This window comes from Lysobacter yananisis, from assembly GCF_031199375.1.
GTDB classification, from domain to species: Bacteria; Pseudomonadota; Gammaproteobacteria; order Xanthomonadales; family Xanthomonadaceae; genus Lysobacter; species Lysobacter yananisis.
In genome coordinates, this window is record NZ_CP133568.1 from 4,245,082 (window position 1) to 4,263,966 (window position 18,885).

Below are 18,885 nucleotides of genomic sequence, written 5' to 3' on the forward strand. Positions count from 1 at the left end.
CGATCGCTCCCCCAACCGTCATTCCGGCGAAAGCCGGAACCCATTTTGATTTTTGCTTTTCCCGCCGGCAGGGCAAAGGCGACAGCAAAGTCAAAATGGGTTCCGGCTTTCGCCGGAATGACGGAGGTTCAGGAGGCGGCGAACCTGAGCGGCGCGGGAACTCAGCTGCGCAGCATTCAGAGCCGCGACGAATCAGCCCGCGCGAACGCAACAGCGAACACGCCGCGGAGCGCAAGCCGCGCTCCGCGGTATGCGGCGAGGCTTACGCCACCACGCCCCGGGGCAATTGCATCGTCACGCAATGCAGGCTGCCGTTCTGCCAGATCAGCGGCCGGCACGGCACCGCGACGATCTCGCGGTCCGGGAACGCTTGCGCCAGCACCGCCTGCGCGGCGGCGTCGGCGGCATCGCCGTAAGCCGGCATCAGCACCGCGCCGTCGACGATCAGGAAGTTGGCGTAGCTCGCCGCCAGCCGCCGGTCCTGGTCGATGATCGGCTGCGCCCACGGCAGCGCGAACAAGCGGTACGGCTGGCCATCGCGGGTGCGCAGCGCGGCCAGTTCGGCGCCCATCGCCTGCAGCTCGGCGTAGTGCGAGTCGGACGGATCGTCGCAGCCCTGGTAGACGATCGCGTCGACCGCGGCGAAGCGGGCCAGGGTGTCGATGTGGGCGTCGGTGTCGTCGCCCTCCAGGTAGCCGTGGTCGAGCCACAGCACCCGGTCCTGGCGCAGCCACGCCGACAGCTTGGCGGTGATCTCGTCGCGGCTCAGGGTCGGGTGGCGTTCGTGCAGGCAGCGCCAGGTGGTCAGCAGGGTGCCGGCGCCGTCGGTCTCGATGCCGCCGCCTTCCAGGGCGAAATCGATGCTCTCGCGCTCGCTGTCGGCGAACACGCCTTGCTCATGCAGGCGCTCGACCAGCAGGTCGTCCTGGCTGGCGTCGAACTTGCCGCCCCAGCCGGTGAAGCGGAAATCCAGCAGGCGAAACCCATCGCGCTCACCGCCGTCCTCGCGCTTGAGCGTGATCGGGCCGGAATCGCGCAGCCAGGTGTCGTCGTAGGGCGCGTCGATGAAGCGCACCCGGCTCATGTCGATCCGGGCCGAGGACAGGCGCGCGCGGGCGTAGGCCTGGACGTCGTCGTCGGCCACGCAGATCAGCGCCGGCTGGAAGCGGGTAATGGCCGCGACCAGGGCGATGTAGGTCTCCTCGACCTCGCCCAGGCGGTCGGCCCAGTCGGTGTCGGCGTTCGGCCACGCGATCAGGACCGCGGACTGGGGTTCCCACTCCGCGGGGAAGCGCAATGCGTTGTTGGTCATAACCTCAAAGGATAGGCGGTTTCGGCCCGATTTCGCCGGTGCCGGCCTTGTTCGCCACCACGTCGATCACCCGGCTCTTCTCGAAGTACACGGTGAAGGCCGGATACACCCAGCGGTTGATCTGCGGCCACGCCTTCTTCTGGCCGCCGCGCGAATCCAGGCGCTGGGCCGGCTCGCCGTAGCGCGCCTTGACCTGGTCCATGCTCTGGCCGCGCACCGGCAGGGCCGCCTTGCCTTCTTCCTGCACGCGCTGGATCAGCAGGGTATCGGCGGACGCGGTACCGGACAGGGCCAGCAGGGCGAGCAGGGGTGCAACGGCAACGCGCAGCTTCATGGCGAATTCACCTGAGCAAAGGACGCGGGATTCTAGGCACAAGGTGACGTTCAGCGGCAGGGTGCGGGCGTCACGGTTTGGCGAAACAAGGCCGGCCCGGACGGTGAAGCGGGGCCGGTGGAGGGGATGAGAACGAAGAAAGCCGCCTTGCGGCGGCTTTCGACTTGAACCTCAAGCGGCGGGCCGTGGCCCGCGGCTGCGGATCAGCGCTGACGCGCCTTGAAACGCGGGTTCGACTTGCAGATCACGAAGACCTTGCCGCGGCGGCGAACGACTTTGCAGTCGCGGTGGCGGGCCTTCGCCGACTTCAGAGAGGACAGGACCTTCATGACAGATCTCGGCTGGTTGAGTGGATGGGATGGGTGTGAAAAAGCTAGCCCGCGATTCTAGCGGACAAAATGCCGTCCGATCAAGTGGTTGCATGCCCGGGCGCGAAATCCGGCCGCGCCGGGGGCGCGGCGTGCCGGTTCCGCCGCCGGTTTGGCGCCGATCCGTCGCCGCCCGCGGCGTCCGCCGCGGGCGGCGACGGGACCGCTGCGCGCGCCGCGGCCGCATAATGTGGCGCATGAATAGCGCATCTTCCCAGAACTCCCACGTCCCCGTCCTCACCATCGACGGCCCCTCCGGCTCCGGCAAGGGCACCATCAGCCGCCTGGTCGCGCAGCGCCTGGGCTGGCATTACCTGGATTCGGGCGCCCTGTACCGCGCGGTCGGCGTCGCCGCCGGCTGGGCCGACCTCGACCTCGCCGACCCGGCCGCCCTGGTCCGCTGCGCCTTCGACACCCACATCGGCTTCCGCGACGACGCGTCCGGCGAACTGCGGGTGCTGGTCAACGACGTCGACGCCACAGACGAGCTGCGCACCGAGACCGCCGGCGCCGCCGCCTCGGCCATCGCCGCGATTCCCGAGGTCCGGGCCGCGCTCAAGGACCGCCAGCGCGCATTCAGGCAGGAACCCGGGCTGGTCGCCGACGGCCGCGACATGGGCACGGTCATCTTCCCGGACGCCCAATACAAGGTGTTCCTGACCGCCAGCGCCGAGGAACGCGCGGAAAGGCGCTATAAGCAGTTGAAGGACAAGGGGGTTTCGGTTACTTTAGACGGTCTGCTGCGGGAGATTCTCGCCCGCGACGCCCGTGACGCCCAGCGCGCGGTGGCTCCCTTGCGCCCGGCCGACGACGCCGTCCGCATCGACACCACCGGTCTTGGAATCGACACGGTAGTCGAACAGGTGCTGGCTTTGCTGCCCGCGCGCTGAACGGCGCGGCGCGACGAAACCTCCGCGGCGGAACGCTGTAAACGAAGAAGCCCCGGCGCAGTCCCGCGCCGGATCAACCACAACACATGATGCAGTTCCATCGCATCACATAACGGGTGGGTCGACCACGTTCTGCTTGCGTTGCCACGACGGCAACGATGTCAAACGGTGCGGCCCGTGTGTTCAACCGAGTAATCAAATCCAATGACCGAATCATTTGCCGAACTGTTCGAACAGAGCCAGCAGTACCTGGCCAAGCTGAAGCCGGGCGCCATCGTCACCGGCGTCGTCGTGGAAGTCCGCGGCGACGTGGTGGTGATCAACGCCGGCCTGAAGTCCGAAGGCATCGTGCCGATCGAACAGTTCCGTAACGACGCCGGCGAAATCGACGTCGCCGAGGGCGACGAAGTTAAGGTCGCGCTCGACTCCATCGAAAATGGCTTTGGCGAAACCGTGCTCTCGCGCGAGAAGGCCAAGCGCGCGATGGTGTGGGACGAACTCGAGCAGGCGCTCGAGAAGAACGAGACCATCACCGGCCGCATCAGCGGCAAGGTGAAGGGCGGCTTCACCGTCGACATCAAGGACGTCCGCGGCTTCCTGCCCGGTTCGCTGGTCGACGTGCGTCCGGTGCGCGACTCGGCGTACCTGGAAGGCAAGGAGCTCGAGTTCAAGCTCATCAAGCTCGACCGCAAGCGCAACAACATCGTCGTCTCCCGCCGCGCGGTGGTCGAGAGCGAGTACAGCGTCGAGCGCGAGCAGCTGATGGAGAAGCTGCAGGAAGGCGCGATCCTCAAGGGCGTGGTCAAGAACCTCACCGACTACGGCGCGTTCGTCGACCTCGGCGGCATCGACGGCCTGCTGCACATCACCGACATGGCGTGGAAGCGCGTGCGCCATCCGTCTGAGGTGGTCGAAGTCGGCCAGGAGCTCGACGTCCGCGTGCTCAAGTACGACCGCGAGCGCAACCGCGTCAGCCTCGGCCTCAAGCAGCTGGGCGAGGATCCGTGGGACAACATCGCCCGCCGCTACCCGGCCAACACCCGCGTGTTCGGCAAGGTCAGCAACGTCACCGATTACGGCGCGTTCGTCGAGATCGAGCCGGGCGTCGAAGGCCTGGTCCACGTGTCCGAAATGGACTGGACCAACAAGAACGTCAACCCGTCCAAGATCGTGCAGGTCGGCGATGAAGTTCAGGTCATGGTGCTCGACGTCGATGAAGAGCGTCGCCGCATCTCGCTGGGCATGAAGCAGGTCACCTCGAACCCGTGGGAGACCTTCGCGGCCATCCACAAGAAGGGCGACAAGGTCGAAGGCCAGATCAAGTCGATCACCGACTTCGGCATCTTCATCGGCCTGGACGGCGGCATCGACGGCCTGGTCCACCTGTCCGACATCAGCTGGAACACCACCGGCGAAGACGTGGTCCGCAACTACAAGAAGGGCGACACGCTGGAAGCCGTCGTCCTGGCCGTGGATCCGGAGCGCGAGCGCATCAGCCTGGGCGTCAAGCAGCTGGAGCAGGACCCGATGGGTCAGTACGTCGCTTCCAACGCCAAGGGCTCGATCGTCAAGGGCGTGGTGAAGGAAGTCGACGCCAAGGGCGCCGTGATCGAGCTCGCCGACGGTATCGAAGGCTACGTCGCCGCGCGCGACATCGCCAAGGAGCGCGTCGAAGACGCTTCCACGTACCTGAAGGTCGGCCAGGAAGTCGAGGCCAAGATCATCGGCACCGACCGCAAGGGCCGCAGCATGCAGCTGTCGATCAAGGCCAAGGACGAAGCCGACCAGCAGGAAGCCATGGCGGACTACAACCGTCACGCCGGCGACGCTGCCAGCGGCACCACCAGCCTGGGCGCGCTGCTGCGCGAGCGCCTGAGCGGCAAGTCCGAGTAAACGCTTCATCGCGGTATCGCCGCCGCCCCGGTTCGCCGGGGCGGCGGTCATCCTCCGCGGCGCCGCTCGCCGGCGCCGTCGGACGATGGGCAAGACCGGAGCCGACCCGGCTTGCGGCGCAACACGCTCCACTGCGACACGCTTCACCGCACCATCGGTTCCACGAATCATTCGTTGTCGCGTCCCGCAGGCCGGAACGCGGCAGCGGGCCCGGCGGGCCGGCATGGCCGGACGCGTCAGGGCCAGCGGCAGGGGATCGCGCGCGGCGCGAGGCCGCATCTTCACCAAAGACCTTTGCATAAGGCCAGGCAACACTGCGCATGACCAAGTCCGAGCTCATCGAGATCCTTTCCCAACGTCAGGCCCACCTCAAGGGCGACGACGTGGATCTGGCGGTGAAAGCCTTGTTGGAAATGATGGGCGGGGCCCTGTCGGCGGGCGAGCGGATCGAGATCCGCGGCTTCGGCAGCTTCTCCCTGCACTACCGTCCGCCGCGCCTGGGCCGCAATCCCAAGACCGGCGAATCGGTCGCGCTGCCCGGCAAGCACGTGCCACACTTCAAGCCCGGCAAGGAATTGCGCGAGCGCGTCAGCGGCGTGACCCCGCTGGACGAAGAAGGCTGAGGCCGCCGCAGCCGTCCACGGCCGCCGCGGCGCGCCGTGCGCGCGGCGCCTGGCCGATCCGCCGGCGACGGGCGAGGGCGCGGGCCTTCGCGACCGCCCAGGGCCGCGAGCCGTCGCTTCTACGCGGCCCTGCGTCGCGTCGGCTACTCTTTAGCCTGCCGCACGCGTCGCGCGTACACGAACCCCGGGAGTCCTCATGCGCCTGATCCGCGTACTCATCGCTGTGCTGTGCCTGGCCGCCGGAGCGGTCCTGGGCGCGCTCAACCGCCAGAGCGTCAGCATCGACCTGGGCTTCGGCTTCGTCCCGGCGACCTCGCTGGGCATCGTCCTGATCGTGTCGCTGCTGGCCGGCGCGCTGATCGGCGGGCTGGCGATCAGCGCCAGCGTGGTGCTGCCGCTGCGCCGCCGCCTCGCCCGCGCCGAGCGCGGCCGCGCCGACTCCGGTGCCGGCTTGCCGGCGGTCACCACGGTCGAGAATTGAGCGCATGGAATTCATCAGTCAGTGGTTCTGGTTCTTCCTGTTGCTGCCGATCGCGGCGCTCAGCGGCTGGGTGATCGGCCGCCGCGGCGGCGAGCGCCACAGCGACAACCAGGTCAGTCACCTCTCCACCACGTATTTCCGCGGCCTCAACTACCTGCTCAACGAGCAGCCGGACAAGGCCATCGAGCTGTTCCTGCACATCGCCGAGCTCGACAAGGACACCTTCGAGACCCAGGTCGCGCTGGGCCACCTGTTCCGCCGCCGCGGCGAGGTCGACCGCGCCATCCGCCTGCACCAGGCGCTGGTGCAGCGCCCGGGCCTGAGCGACCAGCAGAAGGTGCAGGCGCTGCTGGCGCTGGGCGAGGACTACATGCGTTCGGGCCTGCTCGACCGCGCCGAGACCGTCTTCAGCGATCTGGTCGCGCTGGACATGCGCGCGCCGCTGGCGCTGCGCCACCTGATCGGCATCTATCAGGCCGAGCGCGACTGGGGCAAGGCGATCGAGAACGCGCAGCGCTTCGAGGCCGCCACCGGCGAGCCGATGGGCAAGCTGATCGCCCAGTTCGAATGCGAGCTGGCCGACCGCCACCGCGCCGCCGGCGACGCCCAGGGCGCGCGCGAGGCGGTCAAGCGCGCCTACGAGGCCGACGCCAACTCGGTGCGCGCGGGCATGCTCGAAGGCCGGATCGAAGTGGAGGCGGGCAACGACACCGCGGCGATCCGCGCGTTCGAGCGCGTCGCCCGCGCCGACCCCGACTACCTGCCCGAAGTGCTGCCGGCGCTGCTGAGCTGCTACGAGCGCAACGGCGACCCGACCGGCGCGCGCGCGTTCCTGGCCGAGATGTGCGAACACTACCGCGGCATCTCGCCGGTGCTGGCGCTGACCCGCATGGTCGAGGCCGAGGACGGCGTGCCGGCCGCGCGCGCCTACCTCGCGCGCCAGCTCAAGGACCGCCCGTCGGTGCGTGGCGAGGCCGCGCTGATCGACCTGACCCTGGCCGAGGGCGCCGATCCGCTGGCGACCCTGCACGACCTCAAGCACATCACCGACCAGTTGCTGGTGCGCAACCCGAGCTACCGCTGCAACCGCTGCGGCTTCGGCGCGCGCAGCCACCACTGGCAATGCCCGAGCTGCAAGGAGTGGGGCACGGTCAAGCCGCTGCTCAACTACGCGGTGGTCTGAGCGATGTGGGCGTGGCTCGCCATCCATGCCGCGCTGGCCGCGGCCGGTACCTGGCTGGCGCGCGCCTACGCGCTGCGCAGCCGCCTGATCGACCAGCCCGGCGAGCGCCGCAGCCATAGCGTGGCGACGCCGCGCGGCGGCGGCATCGCCATCGTGATCGCGCTGCTGGTGGCGACCGTGTCGCTGGGGCTGAAGTTTCCCGCCTACGCGTCGCTGGCCCTGGCCTTCGGCCTGGGCCTGGCGGCGATCGCGGCGATCGGCTGGGTCGACGACCACCGCCCGCTGTCGCCGTGGCTGCGCCTGGCCGTGCACATCCTCGCCGCGGCGCTGCTGGCGGCGGCGGTCTGGCACGCGCGCGGCGATCCGTGGCTGGCCCTGGCCGCGTTCGCGTTCGCGGTCGGGCTGACCAACGTGTGGAACTTCATGGACGGCATCAACGGCCTGGCCGCCTCGCAGGCGGCCCTGGTCGCGCTGGCCCTGGCCGGGTTCGGCGGCCCGGTCTGGAGCTGGCTGGCGCTGGCCCTGCTGGCCGCCTGCGCCGGATTCCTGCCGTTCAACTTCCCGCGCGCGCGGATCTTCATGGGCGATGTCGGCAGCGGCGCGATCGGCTACGCCGTCGCAGGCCTCGGCGCCCTGGCCGCGACCGCCCAGGCCGAGCCGGCGCGGGCGCTGGTCCTGCTGATCCCGCTGGCCGCATTCATGGTCGATTCCAGCCTGACCCTGCTGCGCCGGGTGCGCCGCGGCGAGCGCTGGTGGACCCCGCACACCCAGCACGCCTACCAGGTCTGGGCGCGCCGCGTCGGCCATGTCCGGGTCACCCTCGCTTATGCGATTTTCACGCTGCTGTCCTTAGCCTCGCTGCACCTTGTGACCGAAGTCCGGATCGGTTTCATGCTGTGTATGGGGGCCGGATGGTATATATCCGCCGCTTTTTTGTGGTGGCTGATCCAACGGACCGAGCGGTCCGCGCCGTGAGCGGCGGGGTCGGCGGGCGCGACCGACCGACTCAAGATTTTCCCAAAGATTTACAGGCGAGGCAGGAATGAGCTCATTGCGTGATCGACTCAAGAGCGGACTGCCGCGTCTGGCCGTGGTCGCGCACGATCTCGCGATGGTCTGGCTGGTCTGGCAGGCGCTGCACAAGCTGCGCTTCGGCGTGATCGCGCAACCGCCGCCGCTGCCGCTGTGGTCGACCGAAATCGCCCTGGTGCTGGCCGCGCAGGGCCTGGTGTTCTGGCAGGTCGGCCTGTACCGCGGGCTGTGGCGCTTCGCCGGCGTGCCCGACCTTTGGAACATCTTCAAGGCCTGCATGCTCGGCCTGTTCGCGATCGTGCTCGGGCTGTTCCTCTACAACCGCGTCGACCAGGTGCCGCGCACGGTGCTGGTGCTGTATCCGCTGGTGCTGATGGGCATGCTCGGCGCGCCGCGCCTGCTCTATCGCGCGTGGAAGGACAGCCGCATCGACAGCGCCAACGCGGTGTCGGTGCGGATCCTGATCCTCGGCGCCGGCCGCGCCGGCGAAGCGCTGGTGCGCGACCTGCGCCGCTTCGGCACCTATCACCCGATCGGTTTCCTCGACGACGCCGTGCGCCTGCGCGGCAGCAAGGTGCAGGGCGTGCCGGTGCTGGGCAAGGTCGAGGACGTGGCCGACATCGCGCGCGAGACCGCGGCCAAGCTGCTGGTGATCGCGATGCCGTCGGCCGACGCCAACGCGATGCAGCGCATCGTCATGGCCTGCGAGCGCACCGGCCTGCCGTTCCGCATGGTCCCGCGCCTGCAGGACGTGCTCGAAGGCCGCTCGCTGCCGGGCGAACTCAAGGAAGTCGCGATCGAGGACCTGCTTGGGCGCAAGCCGGTGTTGCCGGACTGGAAGGCGATCCGCGGCTGGCTCGGCGGACGTTCGGTGCTGGTCACCGGCGCCGGCGGCTCGATCGGTTCGGAACTGGTGCGCCAGTGCGCGCGCCACGGCGCCGGCCGCATCGCCCTGATCGAGATCGACGAACTGGCCCTGGTCACCACCGAGACCGCGCTGCGCCGCGACTTCCCCGACGTCGAGTTCATCCCGGTGCTGGGCGACTGCGGCGACCGCGCGGTGATCGAATACGCGCTCAAGCTGTCCGAACCCGACGCCGCCTTCCACGCCGCCGCGTACAAGCAGGTGCCGCTGCTGGAAGCGCAACTGCGCGAAGCGGTGCGCAACAACGTGCTGTCCACCGAGACCGTCGCGCGCGCGTGCCGCGCCGCCGGCGTGGGCACCTTCGTTTTGATCTCGACCGACAAGGCGGTCGATCCGGTCAACGTGCTCGGCGCGACCAAGCGCCTGGCCGAGATGACCTGCCAGGCCCTGGCCGACCAGCGCAAGACCCGCTTCGTCACCGTGCGCTTCGGCAACGTGCTCGATTCGGCCGGCAGCGTGGTGCCGCTGTTCCGCGAACAGATCCGCGCCGGCGGCCCGGTCACCGTGACCGATCCGGAAGTGACCCGCTTTTTCATGACCATCCCGGAGGCCTGCCAGCTGATCCTGCAGGCGTCGGCGATCGGCACCCACGAGGCCATCTACACCCTCGACATGGGCGAGCCGGTGCCGATCCGGCTGTTGGCCGAGCAGATGATCCGCCTGGCCGGCAAGCAGCCGGGGCGCGACGTGGCCATCGTCTACACCGGCCTGCGCCCGGGCGAGAAGCTGCACGAGACCTTGTTCCACGCCGACGAGCGCTACCGCCCGACCGTGCATCCCAAGATCCTGCAGGCCGAGCCGCGCGACGTGTCCGCCGCGTCGTTGGAGCACTCGCTGCAGCAGCTGCGCGAGGCTTCGGTGCGCTACGACCGCGAAGCCCTCAACGCCTTGCTGCGCGTCGCGGTTCCGGAGTTCCAACCGATCGGTGAACATCCGGATTACAAGGAATCGGCTACCGTGGTGGCCTTTCCCGCCCGCAACGCCAGGAAGATTTGATGCCTGCACGCATCCGCAAGGCCGTATTTCCCGTCGCCGGCCTCGGCACCCGGTTCCTCCCCGCGACCAAAACCGTGCCCAAGGAGATGCTGCCGATCATCGATCGGCCGCTGATCCAGTACGCCGTCGACGAGGCCATCGAGGCGGGTTGCGACACGCTGGTGTTCATCACCAACCGCTACAAGCACGCGGTCGCCGATTACTTCGACAAGGCCTACGAGCTCGAGCACAAGCTCGAACGCTCGGGCAAGACCGAGCAACTGGAGCTGATCCGCAACGTGCTGCCGCCGGGCGTGCGCGCGGTGTTCGTGACCCAGGCCGAAGCGCTGGGCCTGGGCCACGCGGTGCTGTGCGCCAAGGACGTGATCGGCAACGAGCCCTTCGCCGTGCTGCTGCCCGACGACCTGATCTGGAACCGCGGCGGCGCCGGCGCGCTCAAGCAGATGGCCGACGCGTCCGCCGCCAGCGGCGCCAGCACCATCGCCGTGCAGGACGTGCCGCGCGAGCAGACCGGCAGCTATGGCATCGTCGCGACCTCGAACTTCGACGCGCGCCAGGGCCGCATCACCGCCATCGTCGAGAAGCCCAAGCCCGAGGTGGCGCCGAGCAATCTCGCCGTGGTCGGCCGCTACGTGCTCAACCCGCGCATCTTCGAACTGCTGGAGAACACCACGCCGGGCGCCGGCGGCGAGATCCAGCTGACCGACGCGATCGCCACCTTGCTGCAGCAGGAGACGGTCAACGCCTACCGCTTCCAGGGCACGCGCTTCGACTGCGGCACCCACATTGGACTGATCGAGGCGACCATCCGCTACGCGCTCGACCACGAGAAGCTCAGCGACTCGGCGCGACAGATGATGCAGAGCGCGCTCAACGAGCTCGGCGTCGAAGACCTCGCCTGAGTTCTCGGTGGCCGGTTCGCCGGCCACCAGGTTCGGCGCGATACAGGGCCGCCGCGATACAGGGCCGCCGCTCCGCGAGGATCGGCGGCCTTTTCGTTTGCGCCGGTTTGCCGGGCCGGCCCGCCATCTGCTTCGTTGCGCTCGGCAGCTCTCAGCTCAACGCTTCTGAAGTTCCCCGGTCGGCGATTACCCCAACCACACCCACACCGCCAGCGCCGCCGCCACGCAGGCCGCGGCCGCGTACTGCGCCGCGCGGCCGGCGCGCTGGGTGCGCGACGCCCAGGTAGCCGCGGCGTCGCCGCGCAGCACGCGCACGTCGCGGTAGGTCTTCCAGTCGCGCGGCGGGAAGCGCCGCTGTTCGCCGGCGGTGCGGCCGAGCCGGCGCAGGCCGCGGCCCCACAGCCACAGCGGCGCGGTCGGCGCCAGCGCCAGTCCGGCCAGCGCGCGCCGCAGCCAGCGCCGCGCTTGCGCCGCGTCGGCGATGGCGACGTGGGCCTGCACGCTTTGCAGCCAGCCGTGCAGCTGCCACAGCGCCAGCGCGCAGCCGGCGGCGATGGCCAGCAGCAGCCACAGGCTGCGTCTGCGGTAGGCTAGGTCGGCACGGTGGATTTCCATCGTCAGGGTCGAACTCATCCTCGGTCGAACGGCCGCGCGGTCCCGCAGACCGGCGCGGCGCGCATTCGCCGCCATCAAAGCGCCGCGGGCCGTCCATGTCCATACTCGCCGACCACTACTACCGCGCCAGCCTCGACGCCGACCGCGCCTGGCCGGCGCTGGAGGAATCGACGCGCGCGCGGGTGTGCGTGATCGGCGGCGGTTTCGCCGGGCTCAACACCGCGCTCGGGCTGGCCGAGCGCGGCGTCGGCGAGGTCGTGCTGCTGGAGGCGCAGCGGGTCGGCTATGGCGCGTCCGGGCGCAACGGCGGTTTCGTTTTCGGCGGTTTTTCGCGTGGCGAGGACGCGCTGCTGCGCGAGCTCGGGCAGCAGCGGGCGAGGGCGCTGTACCAGGGCACGCTCGACGCGGTCGAACTGATCCGCGCGCGCATCCGCCGCTACGGCATCGATTGCGACGCCACCGAGGCCGGGGCGATCTGGGCCAACTGGTTCGCCGATCCCGACGTGTTGCGCGCGCGCCAGCGCCTGCTGGCCGAGCACTTCGGCGTGGAGTGGCAATGGTGGCCGCGCGAGCGCCTGCGCGAGCGCGTGCGCAGCGCCCGCTACAACGACGCCTTGTTCGAACCGCAGGCCTTCCACTTCCACCCGCTCAAGTACGCCCAGGGCATCGCCGCGCAGGCGCAGGCGCTGGGCGTGCGCGTGCACGAGGGCTCGCCTGCGCTGGCGTTGGAGCGCGACGGCGAGGGCTGGCGGGTGCGCAGCGAACGCGGCGAGGTGCGCGCCGAGCAGGTGGTGCTGGCCTGCGGCGGTTATCTGGCCGGACTGCGGCGCGAGGTCGACGCGGCGGTGATGCCGATCGCGACCTACGTCATGGTCACCCAGCCGCTCGGCGAACTGCTCGACGGCGCGTTGCAGACCCGGGCGGCGATCTACGACAGCCGTTTCGCCTTCGACTACTATCGGCCCCTGCGCGACGGCCGCTTGCTGTGGGGCGGGCGCATCTCGGTGCGCGACCGTTCGCCGCGGGAGGTGCAGCAAGTGCTGTACCGCGACCTGTTGCGGGTGTTCCCGCAGTTGGCGGGCGTGCGCATCGACTACGCGTGGTCGGGCCTGATGAGTTACGCCCGCCACCAGATGCCGCAGGTCGGCCGCATCGGCGAGGGCCTGTGGCTGGCCCAGGCCTTCGGCGGCCACGGCGTCGCGCCGACCACCTTCGCCGGCGAACGGCTGGCCGCGGCCATCGCCGAGGGCGACGAGCGCTGGCGGGAGTTGTCCGGCTACGGCGTAGTCAGCGCGTTCAAGCCGGCCGGATTGGTCGCCGCGCAAGCGAGCTACGCCTGGGCGCAGTTCAAGGATTGGTTCAAGGACAAGAGCGAGAGACGCGATCGATGAGCGAGAACGAACACGGCGCCGCCCCGGCGCACGAGCCGATCACCTGGGGCGATTTCGAGAAAGTGGCGATCTGCGCCGGCACGGTGGTGCAGGTCGAGGAGTTTCCGCAGGCGCGCAAGCCGGCGTGGAAGCTGTGGGTCGACTTCGGCCCGTACGGGGTGCGCAAGACCAGCGCGCAGATCCGCCAGTTGTACTCGGCCGAGCAATTGGTCGGGCGGCAGATCGTCGGGGTGATCAATTTTCCGCCCAAGCAGATCGGTCCGTTCGTGTCGGAGTTCCTGCTGACCGGATTCCCGACCGACGAGGGCGTGGTGGTGACGGCGATCGAGCGGCCGGTTCCGAACGGGACGCGGTTGGCCTGAGGCGGGCGGCGGCGACGGGGCAGGGACGGGGGCTCGCGGCGGCGAGGGCGGTCGCGGGTTGCGGCGCAGTCGCGGTTTCTCGGTCGCGGCTTGCGCCGCTCCTACAAGGGGCGTTCGCGGCAACGTTGCCGAGTGTAGGAGCGGCGCAAGCCGCGACCACGAAACCATGCCTACGACGCCGCCAAACCGCACCTTCATTAAGTAAATTTAATCCGCCAAACACACCTTCAAGCACAGCTCGACGCTAGCATCCATCTGCGACCCAACGTCCGGTCGTCTTTCAGGGAGTCTCGCCATGCGTCGCACGCTCGCCGTTTCGCTCGCTTCCGTCCTGCTGTCCCTGAGCCTGGGCGCGATCGCCGCGCCGCAGGCCGCGCCCGCCGCGCAGCCGACCACCGCGGCCAAGCCCGCGCCGGCGACGATGCCCGCGGCCAAACCCGCGGCCGTGCCTGCCGCTGCGGCCGCGCCCGCCAAGGCCGCCCCGGCCAAGGCCGCGACCGAGCGCTGCCGCGACGGCAAGGGCAAGTTCATCGCCTGCGCCAAGAAGGCCGAGGCCACGCGCTGCCGCGACGCCAAGGGCAAGTTCACCGCCTGCCCGAAGTGAGTCCCGCCGGCGCGCGGCGACCCTAGCGCCGCGCGCCGGACGTCTCCCGGCCGTCGCGGCGCGGCGGCCGCGCCCTCATCGCTTTCGTCGTTCGCGCGCGCCTGTCTTGTGGGTGGCGTCGCGCGGCCCCCGGCGTGCGGCCTAGCAAGGCGCCGGGGTTTTTGTTTTCGTGTTCGCGAGCGCTCCCCGGTAGGAGCGGCGCGAGCCGCGACCGCGCCCATGCAACTGCGACGGACGCTTGCTGCGCTTTCGTTTTTGCGGCGTTGGCGGCTTTATCGCCGCGCCACGGTTTCCGTAGTCGTTGCGTTGGCGCGGTCGCGGCTTGCGCCGCTCCTACAGGTAGTTTCCGAGACAACAAAAAACCCCGGGAAATCCCGGGGTTTTTTGTATCGCGAAACGGCCGGCGCTTACAGCGCTTCGAAAATCCCCGCCGCGCCCATGCCGGTGCCGATGCACATCGTCACCATGCCGTACTTCTGCTTGCGCCGCTGCAGGCCGTGCACGATGGTCGCGGTGCGGATCGCGCCGGTGGCGCCGAGCGGGTGGCCGAGCGCGATCGCGCCGCCGAGCGGATTGACCTTGGACGGGTCGAGTTCGCTGTCGCGGATCACCGCCAGCGCCTGCGCGGCGAAGGCTTCGTTGAGCTCGATCCAGTCGAGCTGGTCCTTGCTCAGGCCGGCCTGCTTGAGCGCCTTCGGGATCGCGGCGATCGGGCCGATGCCCATCACTTCCGGGCGCACGCCGGCGACCGAGAAGCTGACGAAGCGCGCCAGCGGGGTCAGGCCGTAGTCCTTCACCGCCTGGCCCGAGGCCAGCAGGATCGCCGCGGCGCCGTCGCTCATCTGCGAGCTGTTGCCGGCGGTGACGGTGCCGCCGAACTGGGCGTTGCGGAACACCGGCTTGAGCCGGGCCAGGCCTTCGATCGACGTATCGGCGCGCGGGCCTTCGTCGTTCTCGACCAAGAGCTGGCGCAGCTTGATCGCGTTCGACGACAGGTCCGGCACGTGCGAGATCACATCATACGGGGTGATCTCGCTGCGGAACTCGCCCGCGGCCTGCGCGGCCAGCGCCTTGAGGTGCGAGGCCGCGGCGAATTCGTCCTGCTGCTCGCGCGAGACCTTCCACTCCTCGGCGACCTTCTCGGCGGTGATGCCCATGCCGTAGGCGATGGCGACGTGGTCGTCCTTGAACACCGACGGCGACAGCGCGACCTTGTTGCCCATCATCGGCACCATCGACATCGACTCGGTGCCGCCGGCCAGGACCAGGTCGGCGTTGCCGAGGCGGATCTCGTTGGCGGCCAGCGCCACGGCCTGCAGGCCGGACGAGCAGAAGCGGTTGACGGTCTGAGCGGCGACGGTATCGGGCAGGCCGGCCAGCAGCACGCCGATGCGCGCCACGTTCATGCCTTGCTCGCCCTCGGGCATGGCGCAGCCGATGATGGCGTCGTCGATGCGGCCCAGGTCGATGCCCGGCGCCTGCGCGACCACGGCCTTGAGCACGTGCGCGAGCAGGTCGTCGGGACGGGTGTTGCGGAACACGCCGCGCGGGGCCTTGCCGACCGGGGTGCGGGTAGCGGCGACGATGTAGGCGTCTTGGATTTGCTTGGTCATCTCGATAAGTCCTATGTCGTCGTCGGCTTAGTTGCGCAGCGGCTTGCCGGTCTTGAGCATGTGCGCGATCCGCTCCTGGGTCTTGGGCATCTGCGCCAGGGCCACGAAGTGCTCGCGCTCGAGCTTGAGCAGCCATTCCTCGTCGACCAGCGCGCCGCGGTCGACTTCGCCGCCGCAGATCACGGTGGCGATGCGGCTGGCGATCTCGTAGTCGTGCGGGGAGATGAAGCGGCCTTCGAGCATGTTCACCAACAGCATCTTGAAGGTGGCGATGCCGACGTCGCCGGCGGCCTGGATGCGCCGCGCCGGCAGCGGCGGGCGGTAGCCGGCCTCGGCCAGGCCGCGCGCCTGCGCCTTGGCCGCGTGCAGCAGCTCGAACGCGTTGAACACCACCACATCGTCGTTGCGGGCGAGCTTGAGCTCGCGCACTTCGAACGCCGAGGTCGCGACCTTGCCCATCGCCACGCTCTCGAACGCGGTCTTCAGGTGGGCGAACACGTCGCCGCCCGGACCGGCCGCGTCGGACGCGCGCACCGCCAGTTCCTTGAGCCCGCCGCCGGCCGGCAGCAGGCCGACGCCGGCCTCGACCAGGCCGACGTAGCTTTCCAGCGCGAACACCGCGCGCGCCGAATGCATCTGGAACTCGCAGCCGCCGCCGAGCGCGAGCCCGCGCACCGCCGCGACCACCGGCACCAGCGAGTACTTGATGCGCTGGCTGGTGGCCTGGAAGTTGGCGACCATCGCCTCGAAGCCCTTGATGTCGCCGGCCTGCAGCAGGCCGAGCGCGCCGGACAGGTCGGCGCCAGCCGAGAACGGCTCCTTCGGCTGCCAGATCACCACGCCCTTGAACTTCTTCTCGGCGATGCCGATGGCTTCCTGGATGCCGTTGAGCACGTGGTCGTTGACCGTGTGCATCTTGGTCTTGAAGCTGATGACCGCGACGTCGTCGCCTTCATCGGCCCACAGGCGGATGCCGTCGTTCTCGAACACGGTCTGGCCCTGCGAGAACTTCTCGCCGAGCAGGGCATCGGGGAAGCGCTGGCGCGCGTACACCGGATTCGACGAACGCGGCACCTGCGCGCCGCGGCCCGGGCTGTAGCTGCCCTTGCCGTCGTGCACGCCCTCGCGCCCGTCGAACACCCAGTTCGGCAGCGGCGCGCTGGCCATGGCCTTGCCGGCGACGATGTCCTCGGCGATCCAGTCGGCGACCTGCTTCCAGCCGGCGGCCTGCCAGGTCTCGAACGGGCCCAGCGACCAGCCGTAGCCCCAGCGCATCGCGAAGTCGACGTCGCGCGCGGTGTCGGCGATCGATTCCAGGTGGTAGGCGCTGTAGTGGAAGGTGTCGCGGAACGCCGCCCACAGGAACTGCGCCTGCGGATGGCTGCTGGCGCGCAGCGCGGCGAACTTCTTGGCCGGGTCCTTTTCCTTCAGCATCGCCGCGACTTCGGGATCGAGCTCGCCGGCGGAGACGCGGTAGTCCTGCGCCTTGAGGTCCAGCACCAGGATGTCCTTGCCCTTCTTGGTGTAGAAGCCGGCGCCGGCCTTCTGCCCGAGCGCGCCCTTTTCGACCAGCGCGCTGAGCCACTTCGGCGCCTTGAAGTATTGGTGCCACGGGTCGTCGGGCAGGGTGTCGGCCATGGTCTTGATGACGTGGGCCATCGTGTCCAGGCCGACCACGTCGGCGGTGCGGTAGGTCGCCGACTTCGGCCGGCCGATCGCCGGGCCGGTCAGCGCGTCGACCGCGTCGAAGCCGAGGCCGAACTGTTCGGTGTGGTGCATCGCGGCGAGCATCGAGAACACGCCGATGCGGTTGCCGATGAAGTTCGGGGTGTCCTTGGCGATCACCACGCCCTTGCCGAGGGTGGTGGTCAGGAAGGTTTCCAGACCCTCCAGCACCGCCGCGTCGGTGGTCTTGGCCGGGATCAGCTCGGCCAGGTGCATGTAGCGCGGCGGGTTGAAGAAGTGCACGCCGAGGAAGCGGTGGCGCAGCTGCTCCGGCAGCACCTCGGCGAGCTTGTTGATGCCCAGGCCGGAGGTGTTGGAGGCCAGCACCGCGTGTTCGGGCACGTAGTCGGCGATCTTCTTGTACAGGTCCTGCTTCCAGTCCATGCGCTCGGCGATGGCTTCGATCACCAGGTCGCAGCCGCGCAGTTGCTCCAGGCCGGTGTCGTAGTTGGCCGCGGTCAGGCGCTCGGCCAGGGCCTTGCTGGCCAGCGGCGCCGGGCTCAGCTTGGCCAGGTTGGCGATGGCCTTGTTGACGATGCCGTTGGGGTCGCCGTCTTTGGCGGCCAGGTCGAACAGGACCGTGTCGACGCCGGCGTTGGTCAGGTGCGCGGCGATCTGGGCGCCCATGACGCCGGCCCCGAGGACCGCGGCGCGACGGACTAGCAATTGGTTGGACATCGTCTACAACTCCTTGAAGGAATAGAGATTTGCGAGCGGTCTGAGGTCAGTGGCGCTGCGCAAAGCGGCTTCAGGTAACGCGGAAAGTGGTGCGTGGCGGGGGAGTTCGGCGGCGGGGAGGTTCGGGGCCGGGCCGGCGCTGCGGCGATCCGGCGGCGCGGCCCCCGCCGGGGCCGGCGCCTGCGCCGCTCAGCTCTTGAAGCCGGCGGCGGCGAAACGGATCAGTTCGCGCGCGGCGCGTTCACGGTGCGCTTGTTCGGTGACACCGGCGGGACGCTTGATCAGGCCGAAGTCGGCCATGGCATAGGTCAGCGAACCGGCCAGGAAGTCCAGGCGCCAGTACAGTTCCTCCTTGCTCAGCCCCGGCACCGCGGTGGCGATGGCCTTGGCGAACTCGCGCAGGACGTGACCGTAGTGGTCGGACAGGAACTTGCGCAGGCTGTCGTTCTTCTCGGCGTAGGCGCGGGCGATGACCCGGACGAAGGCGCCGCCGCCGTTGCGGTCCTGGGCCAGGGCCAGGGCGGGCTCGACGAACGCGGCCAGGATCGGCTCCAGCTCGCCGGGGCGCTCGGCCAGCGCGGCCTTGAGCGCGCTCAGCCGCTGCGCGGTCATCTCGTCCATGCGCCGGCGGAACACCTCGTTGACCAGGTTTTCCTTGCTGCCGAAGTGGTAGTTGACCGCGGCGATGTTGACGTCGGCGCGGCTGGTGACCTGGCGCAGCGAGGTGCCGGTGAAGCCGAACTGGGCGAACAGCTCCTCGGCGGCGCCGAGAATGCGGTCCTTGGTCGAAAAATGGGCGGTGCTGGACATGCGGACGGGCGGCTCCGGGACGCGGCCAGGGGTGGCCATGAATCAAACGCTTGTTTGATGCTAGTCCGGGCGCCGGGCCGCGGTCAATCCGGTGGCGTATGTCGGGCCGCCGACGGCGGCGAACGGCAAAGCCGGGCAGGGCGGGAAA

At 69.5% G+C, this 18,885-nt stretch carries 18 protein-coding genes; 11 read left to right on the top strand and 7 right to left on the bottom strand.

The features are described 5' to 3' along the window. Window positions 1–262 precede the first annotated feature (262 nt). The 3 genes from RDV84_RS17780 to ykgO form a co-directional block, all read right to left on the bottom strand. A complete protein-coding gene (locus RDV84_RS17780; protein ID WP_309151096.1) occupies window positions 263–1,312 on the bottom strand; it encodes an agmatine deiminase family protein in 1,050 nt (349 codons plus the stop codon). A 4-nt stretch (window positions 1,313–1,316) separates the two neighbouring features. Continuing rightward, window positions 1,317–1,646 (bottom strand): hypothetical protein, encoded by a 330-nt coding sequence (locus RDV84_RS17785; protein WP_057947918.1) that lies wholly within the window; start codon window positions 1,644–1,646, stop codon window positions 1,317–1,319. A 203-nt stretch (window positions 1,647–1,849) separates the two neighbouring features. Then, the gene (gene ykgO / locus RDV84_RS17790) at window positions 1,850–1,975 is read right to left on the bottom strand and encodes a type B 50S ribosomal protein L36 (protein WP_010342887.1); all 126 of its coding nucleotides are present in this window, start codon (window positions 1,973–1,975) and stop codon (window positions 1,850–1,852) included. A gap of 236 nt (window positions 1,976–2,211) precedes the next feature. Here ykgO and cmk point away from each other — a divergent pair, with 236 nt between their 5' ends. From cmk to galU, 8 genes are all read left to right on the top strand, one after another. Next, window positions 2,212–2,904, top strand: coding sequence for a (d)CMP kinase (gene cmk, locus RDV84_RS17795; RefSeq protein ID WP_309151097.1), 693 nt, complete (start codon window positions 2,212–2,214; stop codon window positions 2,902–2,904). Between the two features lie 204 nt (window positions 2,905–3,108). Continuing rightward, window positions 3,109–4,797, top strand: coding sequence for a 30S ribosomal protein S1 (gene rpsA / locus RDV84_RS17800; RefSeq protein WP_057947916.1), 1,689 nt, complete (start codon window positions 3,109–3,111; stop codon window positions 4,795–4,797). 320 nt (window positions 4,798–5,117) lie between these two features. Then, complete coding sequence (locus tag RDV84_RS17805; RefSeq protein ID WP_057947915.1) at window positions 5,118–5,420, top strand: integration host factor subunit beta; 303 nt, start codon at window positions 5,118–5,120, stop codon at window positions 5,418–5,420. Window positions 5,421–5,616: 196 nt separating this feature from the next. Beyond that, the gene (locus RDV84_RS17810; RefSeq protein ID WP_057947914.1) at window positions 5,617–5,901 is read left to right on the top strand and encodes a LapA family protein; all 285 of its coding nucleotides are present in this window, start codon (window positions 5,617–5,619) and stop codon (window positions 5,899–5,901) included. 4 nt (window positions 5,902–5,905) lie between these two features. Further along, the gene (gene lapB, locus RDV84_RS17815; protein ID WP_057947913.1) at window positions 5,906–7,084 is read left to right on the top strand and encodes a lipopolysaccharide assembly protein LapB; all 1,179 of its coding nucleotides are present in this window, start codon (window positions 5,906–5,908) and stop codon (window positions 7,082–7,084) included. A gap of 3 nt (window positions 7,085–7,087) precedes the next feature. Further along, a complete protein-coding gene (locus RDV84_RS17820; protein ID WP_250449905.1) occupies window positions 7,088–8,059 on the top strand; it encodes an MraY family glycosyltransferase in 972 nt (323 codons plus the stop codon). 67 nt (window positions 8,060–8,126) lie between these two features. Further along, a complete protein-coding gene (locus tag RDV84_RS17825; RefSeq protein ID WP_057947911.1) occupies window positions 8,127–10,037 on the top strand; it encodes a polysaccharide biosynthesis protein in 1,911 nt (636 codons plus the stop codon). After that, on the top strand, window positions 10,037–10,939 hold the full coding sequence (gene galU / locus RDV84_RS17830; protein WP_309151098.1) for a UTP--glucose-1-phosphate uridylyltransferase GalU: 903 nt from the start codon (window positions 10,037–10,039) through the stop codon (window positions 10,937–10,939). Before RDV84_RS17825 ends, galU begins: the two co-directional genes overlap by 1 nt. A gap of 186 nt (window positions 10,940–11,125) precedes the next feature. Here galU and RDV84_RS17835 read toward each other — a convergent pair whose 3' ends face one another. Further along, complete coding sequence (locus RDV84_RS17835) at window positions 11,126–11,572, bottom strand: hypothetical protein (protein ID WP_309151099.1); 447 nt, start codon at window positions 11,570–11,572, stop codon at window positions 11,126–11,128. A 77-nt stretch (window positions 11,573–11,649) separates the two neighbouring features. Between RDV84_RS17835 and RDV84_RS17840 the strand changes: the two genes are divergently transcribed. The 3 genes from RDV84_RS17840 to RDV84_RS17850 all read left to right on the top strand — a co-directional run bounded on the left by RDV84_RS17840 (window position 11,650) and on the right by RDV84_RS17850 (window position 13,911). Then, window positions 11,650–12,945, top strand: coding sequence for an NAD(P)/FAD-dependent oxidoreductase (locus RDV84_RS17840; RefSeq protein ID WP_309151100.1), 1,296 nt, complete (start codon window positions 11,650–11,652; stop codon window positions 12,943–12,945). Then, window positions 12,942–13,307 (top strand): tRNA-binding protein, encoded by a 366-nt coding sequence (locus tag RDV84_RS17845; protein WP_078995784.1) that lies wholly within the window; start codon window positions 12,942–12,944, stop codon window positions 13,305–13,307. The genes RDV84_RS17840 and RDV84_RS17845 overlap by 4 nt, the downstream gene beginning before the upstream one ends. A gap of 295 nt (window positions 13,308–13,602) precedes the next feature. After that, window positions 13,603–13,911 (top strand): hypothetical protein, encoded by a 309-nt coding sequence (locus RDV84_RS17850; protein ID WP_309151101.1) that lies wholly within the window; start codon window positions 13,603–13,605, stop codon window positions 13,909–13,911. Between the two features lie 407 nt (window positions 13,912–14,318). Here the strand turns inward: RDV84_RS17850 and RDV84_RS17855 are convergent, their stop codons facing one another. The 3 genes from RDV84_RS17855 to RDV84_RS17865 all read right to left on the bottom strand — a co-directional run bounded on the left by RDV84_RS17855 (window position 14,319) and on the right by RDV84_RS17865 (window position 18,737). Then, window positions 14,319–15,524, bottom strand: coding sequence for an acetyl-CoA C-acyltransferase (locus tag RDV84_RS17855; RefSeq protein ID WP_309151102.1), 1,206 nt, complete (start codon window positions 15,522–15,524; stop codon window positions 14,319–14,321). 27 nt (window positions 15,525–15,551) lie between these two features. Then, window positions 15,552–17,927 (bottom strand): 3-hydroxyacyl-CoA dehydrogenase/enoyl-CoA hydratase family protein, encoded by a 2,376-nt coding sequence (locus RDV84_RS17860; protein ID WP_309151103.1) that lies wholly within the window; start codon window positions 17,925–17,927, stop codon window positions 15,552–15,554. Window positions 17,928–18,116: 189 nt separating this feature from the next. Then, window positions 18,117–18,737 carry a TetR/AcrR family transcriptional regulator gene (locus tag RDV84_RS17865; RefSeq protein ID WP_057947903.1) on the bottom strand — a complete coding sequence of 207 codons (621 nt, stop codon included), beginning with the start codon at window positions 18,735–18,737 and terminating at the stop codon, window positions 18,117–18,119. Between the last annotated feature and the right edge of the window lie 148 nt (window positions 18,738–18,885).

Coding starts and splice junctions, on each gene's coding strand:
- RDV84_RS17840 (WP_309151100.1), top strand. CDS start 11,650: ATGTCCATACTCGCCGACCACTACTACCGCGCCAGCCTCGACGCCGAC.
- RDV84_RS17810 (WP_057947914.1), top strand. CDS start 5,617: ATGCGCCTGATCCGCGTACTCATCGCTGTGCTGTGCCTGGCCGCCGGA.
- RDV84_RS17845 (WP_078995784.1), top strand. CDS start 12,942: ATGAGCGAGAACGAACACGGCGCCGCCCCGGCGCACGAGCCGATCACC.
- ykgO (WP_010342887.1), bottom strand. CDS start 1,975: ATGAAGGTCCTGTCCTCTCTGAAGTCGGCGAAGGCCCGCCACCGCGAC.
- RDV84_RS17860 (WP_309151103.1), bottom strand. CDS start 17,927: ATGTCCAACCAATTGCTAGTCCGTCGCGCCGCGGTCCTCGGGGCCGGC.
- RDV84_RS17780 (WP_309151096.1), bottom strand. CDS start 1,312: ATGACCAACAACGCATTGCGCTTCCCCGCGGAGTGGGAACCCCAGTCC.
- RDV84_RS17850 (WP_309151101.1), top strand. CDS start 13,603: ATGCGTCGCACGCTCGCCGTTTCGCTCGCTTCCGTCCTGCTGTCCCTG.
- RDV84_RS17785 (WP_057947918.1), bottom strand. CDS start 1,646: ATGAAGCTGCGCGTTGCCGTTGCACCCCTGCTCGCCCTGCTGGCCCTG.
- RDV84_RS17825 (WP_057947911.1), top strand. CDS start 8,127: ATGAGCTCATTGCGTGATCGACTCAAGAGCGGACTGCCGCGTCTGGCC.
- cmk (WP_309151097.1), top strand. CDS start 2,212: ATGAATAGCGCATCTTCCCAGAACTCCCACGTCCCCGTCCTCACCATC.
- RDV84_RS17805 (WP_057947915.1), top strand. CDS start 5,118: ATGACCAAGTCCGAGCTCATCGAGATCCTTTCCCAACGTCAGGCCCAC.
- rpsA (WP_057947916.1), top strand. CDS start 3,109: ATGACCGAATCATTTGCCGAACTGTTCGAACAGAGCCAGCAGTACCTG.
- RDV84_RS17855 (WP_309151102.1), bottom strand. CDS start 15,524: ATGACCAAGCAAATCCAAGACGCCTACATCGTCGCCGCTACCCGCACC.
- galU (WP_309151098.1), top strand. CDS start 10,037: ATGCCTGCACGCATCCGCAAGGCCGTATTTCCCGTCGCCGGCCTCGGC.
- RDV84_RS17865 (WP_057947903.1), bottom strand. CDS start 18,737: ATGTCCAGCACCGCCCATTTTTCGACCAAGGACCGCATTCTCGGCGCC.
- lapB (WP_057947913.1), top strand. CDS start 5,906: ATGGAATTCATCAGTCAGTGGTTCTGGTTCTTCCTGTTGCTGCCGATC.
- RDV84_RS17820 (WP_250449905.1), top strand. CDS start 7,088: ATGTGGGCGTGGCTCGCCATCCATGCCGCGCTGGCCGCGGCCGGTACC.
- RDV84_RS17835 (WP_309151099.1), bottom strand. CDS start 11,572: ATGAGTTCGACCCTGACGATGGAAATCCACCGTGCCGACCTAGCCTAC.